This is a genomic window from Kosmotoga olearia TBF 19.5.1 (assembly GCF_000023325.1).
GTDB lineage: Bacteria > Thermotogota > Thermotogae > Petrotogales > Kosmotogaceae > Kosmotoga > Kosmotoga olearia.
Genome location: NC_012785.1, coordinates 522652 through 540262 on the forward strand (window position 1 = coordinate 522652; position 17611 = coordinate 540262).

Below are 17611 nucleotides of genomic sequence, written 5' to 3' on the forward strand. Positions count from 1 at the left end.
TAAATTGACACCGAAAGCTCCTTATAAACTAATCATCGACTTTCTTAGAGAAGAACTGAAAACAAAATACTCTCCCGGTGACAAGATCCCATCTGAAAACGAGCTCGCCAAGATGTTCGGAGTGAGCAGGTTAACCGCAAGAAAAGCTGTTGAAAAGCTAACGGACGAGGGCCTTCTTGTCAGAATACCGGGTATCGGAACTTTTGTCTCTGAGATCTCCAAACTTGCGAAAAACAAAGTAACTTACGTCGGCGTCGCGATTGGAAATGTTGCTGATGTAAGAGGAGAAGCGATGGTATCAAAAATAGTCAAAACGTTGAGAGACTTCTCTGTCCATGCTATATTCGTAGACATTGGAAAAAGCTATTCCGAGGATTTTGAAAAAAAGCTTTCCCGTCTTCTGGACGAAAATGTCTCTGGACTTATAATATCACCTATAAAAAATCTTGAGGAAAGCCATACTTTCAAGAAGTTTATAGAAAAAAAACTACCCATAGTTTTCATAGACAGAACCATATCCGGTTTTGAAGAGATTCCTTTTGTAGAGTCAAACAACTACCACGGAGGCTATCTACTCGGAGAACACCTTAAAAATGTTCATGACTCAAAAAAAGCAATATTCGTTACCGAAGAAGGGATGGACATTTTCAGCGTTAAAGAAAGATACAACGGCTTCAAGAATGCTTTTGAAAAACATGTAGATGTTCTTTTTGTAGAGGATATAGAAGATATGCGGGACAAATTCATCAAAACAATAAAAGAAGGAAAATACGATTCCATATTCTTCTGTCACGATCTTTTAGCATTATCCGGAATAACCTCACTCATGATGAATGGAATAAGGATTCCGGAAGATATAAGAGTGGTCGGTTTTGACGATAGAATCATATCCAAATACACCTTTCCTCACATTACCACAGTAAGACAAAACTTCAGCGAAATGGGAAAAGTGGCAGCATTGTTCATGGTAAAGCTCCTAAAGGGAGAAAAGATTCCCAGAGCCGAACACATCCCGGTAAAATTAGTGATAAGAGAATCCTGCGGTTGCTCTACCAAATGAATCAGCATTGAGTTTTTTCCAAGGATTATAGTCAAAAATTCAAGTATCATAACATTATAAGAACTTCGTCGCTTTCAAAACCCAAAATCCTAAATTTTTGATCCACTTTTTTCTATGATCCAGTCTCCAACATCCATTCTCGCTTTTGATTTTTTAATTCCGGTTCTCGGGTCTCGGATCTCGGTTTCTCAATGTTTTTTTCGTACAACCTACAACGCACAACCCACAACGGTGTTTATCACTGCGCAGCAGTTCGGGTCAACTCCGAAGGAGTTCGTGACAATCCCGAAGGGATTCGTATCCGCCGTGAAGCGGCTTTCTCGGTCTCTCGGATTCTCTGATCTAGTGGTTTATCACACTCCCTTAAAAAGCTTTCTGATTACTTCCTTAACGGTCGTGATTTTGTTGATTTTATATCCCATAGCTCCGATAAAAGCAAACCCATCTTCAAGGTTCCCTTTTGAAGCATTCAAAAGGGCCTCGGCTATACAATATGGAGCATCTTTGACATTACACGTCTTTATACAATGAAACCCACATCTGAATGGCTTTTTCTTTCCCGCTTCAACATCTTCGATGAATTTATTCCGCACAGCCCTACCGGGTAAACCAACCGGGCTTTTGATAATCACTATGTCCTCTTTTTTAGCGTTCACGATCGTTTCCTTAAACCTGATATCCGCATCGCATTCCTCAGTTGCAATAAACGGGGTTCCTACCTGTATTCCAGACGCTCCCAACGAGAACACTCTTTTCACGTCATCAGAGCTGTATATCCCCCCGGCAGCAATAACAGGAACCTCCTTACCATACTCCCTTTTAATCTCTTCGGTAAAATCACGTATCTGAGGAATAGTCCTCTCAAGTGAAGACTCAGGATCATCGAGCTGTTCTGGACGGTATCCTAAATGTCCTCCGGCTTTTGGTCCTTCAACCACAAAAGCATCCGGTATATAGTTATGCCTTTTCAACCATCTCCTGAAAATAAGTTGAGCAGATCTCAACGAAGATACTATTGGAATCAACCTGGTTTTTGAACCCTCACTTAAAAAAGAAGGCAGATCCAGCGGCAATCCGGCTCCAGAAATTATGACATCTATCTTTTCCTTGATCGCCGTAGTCACCATATCCTTATAATTGGTCAATGCAACCATGATATTCACACCAAGAATGCCGTTGGTTTTTTCGCGAGCATTTCGAATGATCCTTTTTAAGCCTTCTATGCTCGCCTGCTCAAAATTCCTTCTATTACCTCCCACCATCATTCCTATGCCGGCTGTGCCTATAACCCCTATCCCGCCTTCATTGGCAACCGCTGAAGCGAGATTGTCAAGTGATATACCAACAGCCATACCACCCTGTATAAGAGGAATTTTTGGCTTCAAACCCCCAATGTTTAACTTAATAACCTTCACGCTCCTTTCAAATCAAAACAAAATAAGGATTTCCGATTTCTACATTTTACTTGTTTTACTTTAGGAGAATTCTAACATAAAACCATATCCCAAAAAAAAGCCAAAAGTGATTATCAACCCCGAACTACTGACAATCTCACAATCATCAAGCAAAGCATTAACTCTAAAGTTAATAACTCACGAGTTAATTATGTCGCACCAGTAACTTCAACCACCCGTTATTAGTTATTGATTATCAGTACCTGATTCTCGAACTTTCTACACCATAAACCCAATTTTTTGAAAAACAGAGATTGTCACCCTAAGCTTGACTTGTCATCCTAAACTTGATTCAGGATCTCGTATGAAGCGCAAGGAACGTGCGCTGAAGTGCGGAGCTGCGCTCCGGACGCTCACAAGGTTGACGCTGCAGAGGCTGACGCTTGCAAGGCCGATAAAAACCTGAGATCGAGGCTTCGATATCTCCTAAGAAGTAAGACTGCTGTGCCAGCTTGCATACCTGGTTTTTACTTCAACGTCGTAAGCCTCAGCCTTCAAGCGTCGCTCTACCAGCTGACAGCGTTGCAAGCCTCGGCTTCGCAGCAGCTATCGGTTCCCGGTTCTCGGTTTCTCGGTTCTCGGATCTTTAATGGTTTCTCTATACCCCAGACCCTATACCCGCTCTTGGTCTTTTCCGCCTTAGGCGCTTATCAACCACGAAGCGGCTCGGAACAACCACGTAGTGGTTCGAGTCAACTCCAAAGGAGTTCGTAACAACCGCTTGCGGTTCGTGTCGCTCCATCAGCTGACAACGTCGCTCTACCAGCTGACAGCGTAGCAAGCCTCGGCTTCGCAGCAGCTATCGGTTCCCGGTTCTCGGTTTCTCGGATTCTTATCAGGAGTTCGTGTCAATCCCAAAGGGATTCGTGTCCGCTGCGAAGCAGCCCTCTCACTCAGTTCTCGTTTTTTTCTGTCCTCATGTTATATTTGAAACGTAAATAAGTTTTGAAAAAAAGGAGATGTTCGTACATGGAAGTAGTTTACGACGATGTTGTCTGGTTGGATTTTGACGTTCTCGAAAACTTTATGGTCGATGTTTTTAAAGCTCTTGGAGTTCCGGAAGAAGATGCCAAAATAGTCGCAAATGTGCTTATTACGGCTGACAAACAAGGTATCGACTCCCACGGAGTCGGCAGACTTAAGCCAATTTATGTCGAAAGAATTCAAGCGGGAATCCAGAACCCCATCACAAACTTTGAAATCGTCAGAGAAAGCCCGACAACGGCGGTAGTAGATGGGCACAACGGCATGGGACATGTAATAGGCTACAAAGCCATGAAACTGGCCATAGAAAAAGCAAAAAAGTACGGCATGGGAATGGTCGCAGTAAGAAACTCTACCCATTATGGTATTGCTGGATACTATGTCCAGATGGCTGTAGATGAAGGCATGATAGGTATCACCGGTACTAATGCGAGGCCATCCATAGCCCCCACCTTTGGCGTAGAACCCATGCTTGGGACAAACCCATTGACCTTCGGAATGCCTTCAGACGAAGAATTTCCCTTCATTCTTGACTGTGCCACGAGTGTCTCTCAGAGAGGAAAAATCGAAGTTTACGCCAGAGCAGGTAAAGAAATTCCTGAAGGCTGGGTAATAGGAGAAGACGGAAAAACCAGAACGGATACCGAACAAATCCTTGAAGACCTGAAAAAAGGAAAAGCCGCACTGGTTCCACTCGGTGGAATAGGAGAAGAAACAGCCGGATACAAAGGTTACGGTTACGCCACTGTAGTTGAAATACTCTCCGCTGCCCTTCAGGGTGGAAACTTTCTCAAAATGCTGACAGGCTTCGATGAACAGGGAAATCGTGTCCCGTATAGAATCGGCCATTTCTTTATTGCAATCAATATCGAGGCCTTTACCGAATTAGAAAACTTCAAAAAAACAACGGGTGAAATACTGAGAGCTTTGAGAAACTCAAAAAAAGCGCCGGGGGCTGAAAGAATATACACCGCCGGCGAAAAAGAATACCTGACATGGTTAGAAAGAAAAGATAAAGGTGCTCCACTAAACCACGTTCTCAGAGAACAACTCGTTCAATTAAGAGATGAATTCAATTTAGACCAGTATAAATTCCCCTGGGAATGATTATAAAAACCAGAAACATGCGGAGGGATAAAAATGGATCTCAAAGAAAAAGCACTTAAACAGCATGAATTATGGCAGGGAAAACTCGAGGTTATTTCCAAAGCGAAAGTAGAAACCTCCGAAGACCTCTCAATCGCCTACACCCCTGGAGTAGCCGAACCTTGCAGAAAAATAGCAGAAGATCCCGAAAAAGTGTATAAGTATACAATGAAAGGCAACACCGTTGCCGTAGTCACAGACGGAACGGCTGTTCTCGGTCTGGGAGACATCGGCCCCGAAGCCGCTTTGCCTGTGATGGAAGGAAAAGCGGTTCTCTTCAAAGAATTTGCCGGCATAGATGCTTTCCCGATATGCCTGGACACAAAAGATGTGGATGAAATAGTAAAAGCCGTTAAATACATTGCTCCCGGCTTTGGTGGAATAAACCTGGAAGACATTTCCGCTCCACGATGCTTTGAAATCGAAGAAAGATTGAAAGCCGAATTAAATATCCCGGTTTTCCACGACGATCAGCACGGAACAGCTATAGTCGTGTTAGCCGGAATCATAAATTCTCTGAAGATCGTCCAGAAAAAGCCAAATGAAATGAAAGTAGTGATCAACGGGGCTGGCGCTGCCGGAATAGCGATCACAAAACTCCTGATAAAATTCGGCTTTAAGCACATAATCCTCTGCGATAAACCCGGAGCCATATATAGGGGAGCCGATTGGACAAATCCTGCCCAGACAAAAATCGCCGAAATCACCAACCCGGACAACGTAAAGGGAACTCTGAAAGAAGTAATAAAGGGTGCAGACCTGTTCATAGGGGTTTCAGCACCAAACATTGTCACAGAAGAAATGATAGCTTCGATGAACAAAGACGCCATCGTTTTTGCTATGGCCAACCCTGTTCCGGAAATAATGCCGGATAAAGCAAAAGCGGGTGGTGCAAGGATAGTTGGAACAGGCCGCTCAGATTTCCCAAACCAGGTAAACAACGTCCTCGCATTCCCGGGAATATTCAAGGGGGCTCTAAAATGCCGAAAACAAATAACGGATAAAATGAAAATCGCCGCGGCTTACGCCATAGCCGGCATGATACCGGAATCCGAATTAAACGAAGAAAACATACTCCCAAAACCCTTCCAGCCTGGAATAGCAGATGCCGTAGCCGAAGCAGTCATAAAAGCAGCGGAAGAGGAATAACAACAAGGAGGTTTACAGGTGAGGATCAAAGTAATTCTCAAAGAAGCCAAAAACAAGGCTTTCAAAAGAGATCATTACCATCAGCTCGCTGGCATGATTTACAACATGATAAGAAAATCCAATCCAGAATTCTCCTCATGGCTCCATGAAAAAGGATTTATGGATGGAAACAAAAAATTCAAATTTTTCTGCTTCTCGAGGTTAATAGCTCCAAGAAATCACTACGAATACATCGGAGAAAACAAAGAATTAATCCTATTCAAAACCGATCAAGTATCTCTATACATTTCCTCACCGGTAGAAGAGTTCCTCACAAACCTGATAGAGTTTTTTCTTGCCGAGGATTACGTAAAGCTTGGGGATCACACGTTGAAAGTAGACAGCGCCAGGGCACTCACTACACCAGATTTTGGAGATAAAACTGTGTTTAAAGCAATCACACCAATAGTATTATCAAAAAGGGTTGAAGGATATAACACTCCTTTCTACATAAGAGCCTACCAATCCCCCGATGAATTCGATGAATACCTCACAAAAAACGCGAAAGAAAAATGGAAAATCTTCACTGGTCAAGAAAACGCCGACATATCCCTTCAAGTCGATAGAACATATCTCGAAAAAAAGGGAAAAAGAACCTCGTGCAAAATCAACCTCAGTCCTAACCAGACAATCATAGGATCAGTAGTCCCTGTAATTGCTATCGGAGATTCCGAGATCATAAGATTCCTATATGATGTTGGCATTGGCCAGAAAAACTCCCTGGGAATGGGAATGGTCGAATTAGCAGGATACAAATATTAAATATCAACGCAATACGTAATCATATAGTAGGGACACAGCATGCTGTATAAAATTCGAGATCCGAGACCCGAGATCCGAGAAGGCTGCTTCGCAGCGGACACGAATCCCTTTGGGATTGGCACGAACTCCTGCGGAGTTGTTTCGAACCACTTCGTGGTTGTTATAAACTGCTTCGCAGTTGAAAAAATTGACACTTAAAACGATAACTGAGATCCGAGATTCGGTATTGTAGGACACAGCATGCTGTATAAAATTCGAGATCCGAGACCCGAGAATCCGAGAAATCAAGAACAGTAGATCCTGAATCAAGTTCAGGATGACAGCTTCTGTTTATAAAGGGAGATGCCGGACACAGCGTCTGCAAGCCTCAGTCTTCGAACGTCGCTCTACCAGCTGACAGCCTCTGCAAGCGACAAATGTTTTCCATCTGCAAAGCCATTCGTCTCAATCTCAAAGGGATTCGTACCCGCCTAATTTTCATAGCAATTCTTCCATAGCGTGCTTAATTTTACATTTACATACCCGAACTCATTTCTCGAATTCAGTCACTTGACTTCACTTTGTAACAGTTCTCTGTAATGTGCTATTTTTCTATTTCACACACGTTAGTTTGCTTTCCTTATTGTCGGATCTCTGTTAAATTATATTACGTTTGTTACCGCGAGATGTTAAACGCTCGTTTTATACATCGTTAAATCGTACTATTTGCATTTTTATTAGTCGCTTTCAGAGCTTAATATATTTGTTACAGACCTTCGTCGAATCAACCGACCGGTAAAATTTTAGGTAATTCCTATCATTGATTAACTACCCACGCTATTTAGAAATTCTCTAAAATCCTTAACAGAGATCCGACAAATCCTTGGTCATTCGACTGTCAACTCGTTTACATTCACAGGGTTTACTGTACCCCTCTCCGGACAACGAATCTATATCTTATCCCTCCTTACAGATTAACTTTTTAGAAATAATTATTTCTCTCCCTATCAAAAATTCCCAAATTCCCTTGACTTAACGCATTGCTTTTCCTTATAATTTCCTTGTAATATATACTGTTTGGTAAGAACCAATGTGGTATGGAAACTTTGGCAGCGGGGGTGGGAATTGAACCCACTGACCTAGTTTGGTAAGAACCAATGTGGTATGGAAACGTGTATGAGCCTTCATCATTGATGAAACTATTTGTGTTTGGTAAGAACCAATGTGGTATGGAAACTCCTTTTTATTTTACGTAAAACTTTATATTCTGACTGGTTTGGTAAGAACCAATGTGGTATGGAAACTATTTTCGATGTCCGTAAAAGTACTACCAATAAATAGTTTGGTAAGAACCAATGTGGTATGGAAACAACACACTACTCACTCCTCGCACGCCGGACATAAAGTTTGGTAAGAACCAATGTGGTATGGAAACTAATGAACCTGTTGAGCTACCCGGGAAAGCGCCTGGTTTGGTAAGAACCAATGTGGTATGAATGGCCTGTGGCCATGAGGCTTGCGGACGCTGTCAGCTGATGGAGCGACGTTCGAAGACTGAGGCTTACGACGTTGAAGTAAAAACCAATTATGCAAGCTGGCATAACAGCCTTACTTCTTAGGAGGTACCGAATCCTCGATCTCAGATTTCATCAGCCTTGCAAGCGTCAGCCTCTGCAAGCGTCAACCTTGTGAGCGTCCGGAGCGCAGCTCCGCACTTCAGCGCATGATCCTTGCGCAAAAAAATTCTATTCGAACAACTCTTCCAATGTGTAAAGCCGTATTGTTTCATCATTTTTTGCCCTCTCCAAAAGTTTGTAGGTAAAACCAGACTTTGAGAACAAAACGTATATTTTTTTCTCAGTATTGAAAAGTTCACTTTTTTCAACAAGTTTATTCAAATCAGAAATGTCAACTTTTCGATTCTGCCATTTACATTCGCCAAAAAGCATGCCTTCATTTCCTAGGCCAACAATATCTATTTCTTCCTGCCTCTTTTTGAAAGGGTTATTCCCCCACCATCTTCCAATCTTTTCAAGCCGTACGGTAAATTCTCCCTTAGCGTTTTTTCTTTTTACAAAATCCGCGCAAACCCTTTCAAATGTCTTTCCAGTATATTCGCTTAATCCAGGTAATATTTTGCTATTCAAAATATATTCACTCATACCGGTTTCTACGAGCGTACGATTTGGAAAAATGAAGGTATACCAAAATCTGAACAACTCATCTCGTATAAAGTACAATGATTTTTTTGAGTTTTCTTTTTCTGTTACAGGAATTTCTTTCCCAACAATCTCTAATTCCATCAGAATCTTTATGTACTTTCCCGTTTTGTCATTCCGCTGCCCAATTTTGTTGGCAATATCGTTGAGTCTGCTCGCCCCAAATGCAATAGTCTCTATTATTGCATTGTATAAAGCAGGTTCTCTCAACTCCTGTTTTAGAAGAAACCTCGGCTCTTCATATAAATATGCGGATGTATCCAGAAAGTTGTTCATTATATTTTGCTTTATAGAAAGAGCCTCATCCCATTTCAACAAATACTGAGGAACTCCCCCGAGTATTCCATAAGTAATGACTTTTTCTTCAGCTCCTAGTGAGGGGAAAAAATTGGAAGCTTCAAGATAATTGAATGGTTCTATTTTGAATTGCGCTGTTCGTCTCCCGAAAAGAGGACTTTTACTTCCAAGCACTTCCTTCTCCATAAAGCCTATTGAAGAACCACACAGAGCAATGAATAACTTTGAATTGGCAAATTCATGATCGATCATTCTCTGAAGTAAAGAAGGAACTTCCGGGCTTGCGTTTACCATGTACGGAAACTCATCTATTACCAACAACAATTGTTCTTTTCTGGCCCTTTCACCTATAAACCTGAAAACCTTCTCCCAGGACTCAAATGGTGCTATTGTTTCAGATAGCCCAAAATGCTCGAGCACAAATTTCGAAAAACTATCGAGCATAACCTTCTCATTCACTTCATCACATACGAAAAAAATACTGTTCTTCCCTTCAGAAAACTTTTTTAACAACGTCGTCTTTCCAACACGACGTCTTCCATAAACAACAACCAATTGAAAATTCCCCTTTTTCCAGAGTCTATCCAGTTTTTCTAATTCCATCCTTCTACCAATAAACATAGAACCACCTCGAATATTATTAACTCTAAAGTTAATAACTTACGAGTTAATTATACTACACTTTCACCTCAAACGCTAAATTTATTTGATGTTCCTGACTCCCCAGATCCGATTTTTATCTAAAATCCTGTCTCCAACATCAAATCTCGCTCTTTTGCATTTTACGCCGCAGGCCCTCCAGCAAGACCGGACTTATTCGCTACACAGCAGCTATCGGATCTCTGACAGAAATTCAGTTGTTAGTTACTAGTTGTTAGTTCCTGGTTCTTGGATTTTCTATATCCTAAACCCGATTTTTATCTAAACTCTAATCTCCAACATCACCTACTATGTCAAGTCAAGGAGACAGACTACCTGAAACTGTTCCCAAATGGCAGTTGGTTTGAGCAACAGAGACAGGCAGGGATAACTTTTCTTTCGTCATTTTTTTAGTCCCCGGTATGCTATTTCTTGTTGTATAATTTAACCGAGGACTCTTGTTCCCACGTGAGGAAAGGAAGAGTTCCTCATCGTAGGCTTTTAGGTTTCTTAGCATGGCGAAGGCTATCTTGACGAGGATGTTCGCCAATGCTCTGAGGGCAAGAGATGGTTTCTTGCCCTCTTTATTTGTCTTCTTGTCATAGTAGCCTTTCATCCATGCTCCGCATTTCTTCGCGTTTATCGCCATCATATGGAGAATGCCTCTGAGTTTCTTGTCACAGTTTTTCCTCATCCTGCACATGCGAAAATTACCACTCTGGGATACTATTGGCATAGTTCCACAATACTTCTGGAAATCCCTGTAATTTTTGAATTCGTGTGTAAGAAATGCTGTTACCAATGCTACTCCTGTGGCTACTCCAACACCCGGGAGCGTCAGTATTATGTTGTATTTCGATTTACGTAGTTCTTTCTCCATCTCTTTTGTTATTTTCTTTTTCTCTCTTTTTGCTTCCAGAAGTTGTGTGGCAACATTTGCGATCATGTCCCTGGTGTATTTCGACATGCCCCAATCAATGGCTTTTTCCCTGAGTTCTTTGACCTTTCTTTTCAATGAGGATGTGTAGCGTAGATGATTCGCTTTGAAATGTCTATTTATCTCCTTGTCAGAAATCTTCCTGAGTTCGGTTACATCCGGGCATATGGTGAGCAGGAATATCCTCCCGTCACAATCTGTCCAAGAATTACCCATCACCCTAGCATATTCAGGGAAATAATTATGCAGTTCGTTTTGAAGTTTGTTCTTAAGCCTCGAGGCCATGTCGGTATAGTACCTGTAATGCCTCAACAATTCCCTGAAAAGCATGCCAAGTTCGTCATGTGTTGCCTTAATACAATATTCCGGGTGTTCTTTGTAGGTAAGGGCAATACACCTGGCATCCGTTGAATCAGTCTTCACACCATTTGAATGATAGCCTCTGGCTTCCTTTGACCTTTTCGGTGGCAGGAGATAAACCTCTTTCCCTCTGGATAGCAAGAAATCTCCCAAGCGATTAAAACTCTCTTCAATGACGAAAACAGCGTCTTTTGATACCCTTTTCAACAGTTTCTCATATCCCGCTATACCATCTTTGATCTTAAAAACCTTATCCTGTTCGATAGAATAGCAGGTGTGAAAATTCCACGACCAGTCAATTCCCACAATATCCATACTGATTCCTCCAAAAAACATTGTGCAGTCAATGAGTACAGGTTAATCGATGTAGCGTTCCTGGGTTTCCCCGGATATCCTACTATTGATCCTCTAGTACTCCCAGGATGGAAGAGGGAGTGTGAGAAGCAGTCGCTCTTATGGCGGATCGGTTCTCTGTTCCTCTCTTCCTCCTGACTGCCTCCTTTATTTTACTCCTACATCGGTTCTCGGACTCTCGGTTCTCGTCTTTAAAAACGTCCCCCACCAGATTCCGAAAAGAATTTCACGAGTTCTTCGAAGGTGTGTTCTTGTAGCAACAGGCTAACGCGTTTCCAGGCGGTAAAACTGTACTTCTGATAGGAATAGAAATCAAGTTTTGAAGGCTCCACGGTTTCGATATCAGCAAGTTCTTTTATATTAGCTCCCATCCATTCACAAGTTACAATGCACACCAATCCCTCTTCTACCCAGTAAGGAAATCCATATTTTCTAAAGGCAATGTGAGATAATTCGTGAGCAATAGATCTTATAGGATCGTAATTAAGAGACAGGGGCTGCATGAAAATCGTATCGTCTCTAACACCCGCCAGAACCCAGTACGGTAAACCAGATAAACGGCAGAACTCACCGGTACTATCGGCAACTATTACCGTATAAACAGTTTCAGTGGCTTTCTCACCAGTCAAGCACTCAAGCCGGTAACGATAATCTTCAAGTCCATTGTCGTACCAGGAAACGGTGGTGACCCGATAACCCAGGCCAACCACCGATATAACTAACACAACAAGTACAAAGACCTTTTTCATCTCTCTTTTACCTCGATTACTGCACCCTCAGTGAAAGCAAAAAATTCTTCTTCATACATTGCCCAGCATTTTGCAGGAGGTATTATATAAACCCCGGGCGCGATCAATCGATAACTTGTGCGTATCGTATTTTTACTGATATACCTGAAGAAATAAGCGGCCCTGTCAAAACGGCGCTCAATGAAGCTTGCATCTGGATATCTGTAAGTGTAGAATTTGTCGTAGAACCATTCACGCCTTGCACCAACCACAGAAGTATCAGTAACAAGCGCTGCAGAAGGTACGGGATCTTCTATAACAACATAAGGTAGATATTTCTTGTTTGAAATATCAGTCTCAACGATTATCAAGTCTCCCACTTTTAATTCTGGCGTACGTTCCTTTATCTTCACAATGTAATAAGATTCCTCAGCCTCATCCCTTACGAAAATTCCCTCTTCATTCACACCAAGGATTTCTGGTCTCATCAGGAACCATCCCAGGTGATTATCTCCAATCATAAGCTCCCCATCATTGAAATGAACCTGTTGGCCATCTATGACAACAACGGGATTTAAGCTCAATTCTTCGTATTCTCCAGGATTAAATCTATTTATGCTGTATATCCTGTATGGTGAATCTATTTCAACCTCCAACTTCTGCCCTTTCTCCGTGCCTTCCTCTACATATTCGACTTTCCTGAACACTCTCGTCAACTTGAAACCATTTCCCATTGCCTTCATCATTTCCATTGGATAGTAGAAGTCACCTATGAGGTTCAACCAGATAGGTTCAGACACTGAAACAATGAACTTCCCCGTTTTCAACGGAATGCTGATTTGTTCACCTGCGTGTACTGTGTCATCAAACAAAACCTTATCTCCCTGGCGAACAGCTACTTTCGTATCTTCATAAAGCGATCTCTCACCAAAAGTACTCAGTTCCATCACCGCAAGGGCGGTGGATATTGTTCTTGACCATCTGCCACCAATGCTCAACGACAGTATCTTGTTTGCAACAGCTGTAATGCTTTCATCCGGATAATCCAGTTTTTGCAGCAATTCAAGCAGGAAACTCAGTGTTACGGTATCATCGAAGAAATAGTTAAAAGTATTTTTGAAAATCCGATTTGATTCAAGGTCTATAGAATCCCACAAAGTTCTGAGATACTCTTGAGCTGCTGCTTTATCTCCTGTTTCGCAGAATGCGAGCGCTATCAAAATCACTGACGCAGGGTCTTTTTTCGGAAGATAAGGCTTAAATTCGTAGTTGTATCTCTTCGCATAAAGTGATATAACGTATTGTGCAAAAGGATTGCTCTTGTTTCGCTTCAGGTAATCAAACCCCATCTTTTGTACGCTGTCGTTTATTTTCAAGTCGGCCTTCTCGGCAAGATAAAAACCATACATAACGTAAGCGGTCATAAAATCGTCAGAACTATCATCTTTCCACCATCCCCATCCTCCATCATAATGCTGGAATCCATAGAGTCTTTTTAGACCATAATCAAGGTATTCATCCACTTTTTTCCGGAAACTCTTATCGCCGTAGGAAAGCAGTCTCTTTGCAGCTATCAGGGGAAGCCATTTGCTCATGGTTTGTTCAACACAGCCATAAGGATATTTAACCAGATATTTTATTGCGCTAAAAAGCTCCCGGTTAAGATCGTTATTTATGATCAACTCACCCTTGAAATTGTCGGGAACAATTATCTCCCTTTCACTCTTCATAAAGAGTTTGTAAGACTGTTCACGTTGTACGAATCGCGGTTTGATTCTTATCTTTTTTTCGATACCGTCTGAAAATTGACCACCGGTAAAGACAAATCTGAGAGTCGCTTCATCGCTTGTTAGCGGTGGTATTTCCTTGATTCTGACCTTGAATCTCAATGTAGCTGCTGAACCAGCCTCGATTGAAATCTCTTTGCTTTGCTTAATACAGTCTTCCAGTTCAAAGAAGTATCGCCCCTTTATATCCTGATCTGTATGGTTATTCACAAGGAAAGAGAGGTAAGCCTCATCACCTGAAATGAAGAACTCCGGAAGGTAGCTGATTACATCAACAGGTTTTTTAGTCTCAAATTCGGAATTCGAGTAACCAAAGCTACCGTCTTTCATCGCTGCCAATGCCCTTATTGTCCATTTGTCAAGATTATCCGGGAGCGTAAATGTAATAGTCGCAACTCCAGAACTATCAGATATACCAACAACTTGCCATAATGCCGTGTCAGAAAAATCCTTTCGGATTTGTTCTTCAACAGTAGGCGGCAGATAGTTCGCATTGGATCCGATTTCAGTCAAAACAGGTCTAAAAACCTTTGATTCCGCTGCAATGTAATAATCACTCGTGTAATTTATCAGGTTCGAAATTGAAGGGTAAAAACTGTTTTTAACGGTATCAAGATCTAAGAAGCGCATTGTTACAAAACTATTCTGAACACCCGAACCAAGGGTTTCCTTCCAGCTATCCCTTCCTTTTTCGAACACATCCAGAAGTGCCTGAGAAACCACCGCTACCGTGAAACTCGTTTCAACAGGTTTCCCATTATTATCGGTAACCTTTAACTTGAGAGAAACCTGAGATCCGGGCAAATAAACAGGTTCATTATGGATACTCAATCGGTAATATCCTTTTTGATCCTTAACTTTCACGATTGTCTTTTTCTCATATGTAGTATTTTTATCCTCTAAGAAACTGATAACTTCAAGGGCAAAGGTACCAAAGATATAGCTCTCGGGAATATCAAGAAGAACGGTATTTTTTCCTCTCTTCGCAGTAACAACCTTGGAGTACAAAACGCCAGAAAAATCGGCAACAAACCACACATCTGTCTCTTTTGACGCTTCAAATTCAATTTCTAGAGGTTTACCTGGAACAGCGTCCGGGATCTTTTTGATGCTCAATAATGTCTTTTTTTCTGAAGATACCAGTTCATCTTTATAATCTAGCCTTACTTCATATTTCGCGCCGTCTTCTCCAATCAAAGTCAGATAAACATCTTTGTCAACAGGAAGATTCTCGAGGGGAACTGTAAAACGAACACCTCCGGATTCGTTTGTCTTCATCTTGAAATCGTAGATATATACCTTCAGCTTCTTTTCCTTATATTCGCCATTTATTTTTTCATAGTATTTCAGTAAGTACCATACCTTTGCCTCAAAGGTTTTCGAAACCGGTGAATTATCCAGATCAATTGTTTTTACGTCGAAAACTATTTGCGAATCCTCTTTGGTATATTCCACTTGAAAACGGTATGGTGCCGTTACCACGCTGAATGGAATCTGGTACTGTGATTCCATTCCTGTATCATCCGAAACAGTTACCATCATCGTGTAATCTCCCGGTTCTAATTCTTTACCGTAACCAATTACTGTACGTCCCTTATTATCTAAAAAAGTCTTACCTGTATCGATAAACCGGCCGTTCTGCAGAATAGTGTAGACAACCTCTCCCCTTATAACCGGATCCCCATAATAATAAGAAGCACTAACTCTGACAGTTATAGGTGATCCTTTCTGGAAATATCTCCGGGTTGGTTCGACCTCCGCCTTGAATGTCGGCTTTTTATAATCCGCTATCTTAAAGTAGTAAACATATTCCTGGTTTTTGTCATCTTTCTTCCAGTTGAGTACCAGCTTGTAAGAGCCCCTTAACATCTCGGAGTTCGTTTCAAACTTTCCGGTGTAAGAAAGAAATTCATCCAGAGCTATGTCCTTTTTAAATACTTCCCTGTTGAGCGGATCGAGGATCTTCAGATTTACATTTTCGAGATTTTCCGCAAGAGAATAACCCTTCGATGTAATTGTCCTGAAGAAAAATCGGTAATTGACAGTTTCACCTGCTTTATATGCAGGCCTATCGGTAAACACAAAAACCATAGTGCTTGATGGAACGCTCTCGCTAAGTTTGCCTGGTTTCCATAAAAAATAACCCTCTTTCGAAGCAAAGAGCAAAGTGCGGTTTTCATCGATCATGTCCGTGATTTCAACCACACCATCGACACCGCTTTCCGACAGCAAGCTGCCATCTTCGAGTCTATACACCTTCAGATCTTCAACAAGTTTTCCCGTCTCTCGATTCCAGGTAGCTATGAGTAATTGATTTTCTGTTGCCACCACTTTAGGTGATAAATTCCTGTACAGCATTATGAAACGTTCTGTCATCCTTTCGGAGTCGATGACAACATAGTTTATGCCTTTCAAATCCTCAAAGGGCAGTTCTATTTTCATACCCGGATGACTCTGTACTTTTATGACCTTCGCTGGTTTGGCAGGGATTATTACGTCTGAAATCTTCTTTACGCCAAAGATATTTTCCGGCTTGAGCTCGTATATGGAAATAACTATTGTTCCATCGTATTCTTCAGGATAAATGGCCGGGATTTCCTTTGCGTCTTTGAACTCAACGATGATATCGTTCACCCTTTTAACATAATCCCTCACAGTGAAAGAAAAAGCCATCACTGTCAACATAACAAGAAGAAACACAACCACACTCTTTTTCATCTAATCTCCCCCTCCCCGAGAATTTTCAGTCTGTATATTCCAAGAAAGCACGTATTCTCTCTGATTGGTAACCACTGAATGGGCATAATACGCATATAATCATCAAGCCTCCATAACTTTATCTTTCCGGGATCTTCCTCGGATACCGGTCCTGTATGGTACACAAGCCCTTCACCGGTATAAATCATGGTATGGAAAGTTACCGGATTGGGATTGTGAAAAAACAGCAAGTCTCCGGGTAAAGCAGCGCTTAAATCAAATCCAACGAAGTTGACATTGTATTTCAAAATAGCATATGCGGTGGCGAAAGAACTCAGTCTATCCTTTCCAACAACAAATATATTCGTTCCTCCAACGGGTGCTTCAGGATAATTGTAGGCACTGACATCAGGAATGCTTCTCAGGTCTACTCCCGTTTTTTCAAGCCAGATCTCAGGATCGATTCCTGTTTCTTGAAACCACTTTTTGTTATGGTGCTTAAGAGCCTCTTTCATCGCAAAACGTACCAGGCCAGCACAATCGCGCTGATTTTCTCTCCAATTCGGTGAAAGCTGAAGGCTCTGGCAAAGCGCTATATTAACAAACCACGATCTGAGAATATAACTGTCTTCTCCCTTCAAAACAAGCTCGTCAGGAAAACCATCCGAATTATCATCTTTCCAGGATTCAAAATGAAGCTGTACACTTTTTCGATGCTTGATCTCGCGGTTATACAGGATGGAAATAGAGACATCTTTGGCTATTACCCGGAACAGATAAATGTTTTTGTCAGGAAGAACCCTTTTCTCTTCGAGGGTTACTCCGGCGTAAGAAAGAGAATCGATTTGCTCGAAAGGGCAGGTGGGTGCAGACACAACAAGCAAGCTGCCAACACGAGAACCGCAGGATACGTCAAGATCTGTCTTTACAACCCTCTCGACCGAAAGGTATACAAATGAAAAAATCGCAACAAATGCGAACATAAAAACTAAATAAAGAAAATCCCTATCTCGCACTACC

Annotated in this window: 10 protein-coding genes and 1 CRISPR repeat array; of the genes, 4 read left to right on the forward strand and 6 right to left on the reverse strand. The window is 41.7% G+C overall.

Annotation, left to right across the window (positions count from 1 at the left end; genetic code table 11):
• The first annotated feature begins 4 nt into the window (after window positions 1-4).
• Window positions 5-1060: a GntR family transcriptional regulator gene (locus KOLE_RS02475; protein ID WP_012744994.1), complete on the forward strand. Its 1056-nt coding sequence runs from the start codon at window positions 5-7 to the stop codon at window positions 1058-1060.
• A gap of 353 nt (window positions 1061-1413) precedes the next feature.
• Here KOLE_RS02475 and KOLE_RS02480 read toward each other — a convergent pair whose 3' ends face one another.
• Window positions 1414-2445, reverse strand: a complete 1032-nt coding sequence (locus tag KOLE_RS02480; protein ID WP_237697534.1) for an NAD(P)H-dependent flavin oxidoreductase — start codon at window positions 2443-2445, stop codon at window positions 1414-1416.
• Window positions 2446-3483: 1038 nt separating this feature from the next.
• On the opposite strand from KOLE_RS02480, the gene KOLE_RS02485 reads away from it, so the two are divergent.
• From KOLE_RS02485 to cas6, 3 genes are read left to right on the forward strand one after another with little or no spacing between them, the layout of a single operon-like run.
• On the forward strand, window positions 3484-4605 hold the full coding sequence (locus tag KOLE_RS02485) for an Ldh family oxidoreductase (RefSeq protein ID WP_012744996.1): 1122 nt from the start codon (window positions 3484-3486) through the stop codon (window positions 4603-4605).
• Between the two features lie 33 nt (window positions 4606-4638).
• On the forward strand, window positions 4639-5793 hold the full coding sequence (locus KOLE_RS02490) for an NAD(P)-dependent malic enzyme (protein WP_012744997.1): 1155 nt from the start codon (window positions 4639-4641) through the stop codon (window positions 5791-5793).
• Between the two features lie 18 nt (window positions 5794-5811).
• Window positions 5812-6594 (forward strand): CRISPR-associated endoribonuclease Cas6, encoded by a 783-nt coding sequence (cas6, locus tag KOLE_RS02495; RefSeq protein ID WP_012744998.1) that lies wholly within the window; start codon window positions 5812-5814, stop codon window positions 6592-6594.
• Window positions 6595-7648: 1054 nt separating this feature from the next.
• Window positions 7649-8073: direct repeats of the CRISPR family, unit length 30 nt; unit sequence GTTTGGTAAGAACCAATGTGGTATGGAAAC.
• A gap of 245 nt (window positions 8074-8318) precedes the next feature.
• On the opposite strand, the gene KOLE_RS02500 is transcribed toward cas6, so the two are convergent.
• From KOLE_RS02500 to KOLE_RS02520, 5 genes are all read right to left on the reverse strand, one after another.
• Complete coding sequence (locus KOLE_RS02500) at window positions 8319-9710, reverse strand: ATP-binding protein (protein ID WP_012745000.1); 1392 nt, start codon at window positions 9708-9710, stop codon at window positions 8319-8321.
• A 337-nt stretch (window positions 9711-10047) separates the two neighbouring features.
• Window positions 10048-11340, reverse strand: coding sequence for an IS110-like element ISKol6 family transposase (locus tag KOLE_RS02505; protein WP_012745001.1), 1293 nt, complete (start codon window positions 11338-11340; stop codon window positions 10048-10050).
• 230 nt (window positions 11341-11570) lie between these two features.
• Complete coding sequence (locus KOLE_RS02510; RefSeq protein ID WP_012745002.1) at window positions 11571-12128, reverse strand: hypothetical protein; 558 nt, start codon at window positions 12126-12128, stop codon at window positions 11571-11573.
• Window positions 12125-16612 (reverse strand): MG2 domain-containing protein, encoded by a 4488-nt coding sequence (locus KOLE_RS02515; RefSeq protein ID WP_012745003.1) that lies wholly within the window; start codon window positions 16610-16612, stop codon window positions 12125-12127. Before KOLE_RS02515 ends, KOLE_RS02510 begins: the two co-directional genes overlap by 4 nt.
• Complete coding sequence (locus tag KOLE_RS02520) at window positions 16609-17607, reverse strand: DUF1175 domain-containing protein (protein WP_049753236.1); 999 nt, start codon at window positions 17605-17607, stop codon at window positions 16609-16611. The genes KOLE_RS02515 and KOLE_RS02520 overlap by 4 nt, the downstream gene beginning before the upstream one ends.
• Window positions 17608-17611: the final 4 nt, after the last annotated feature.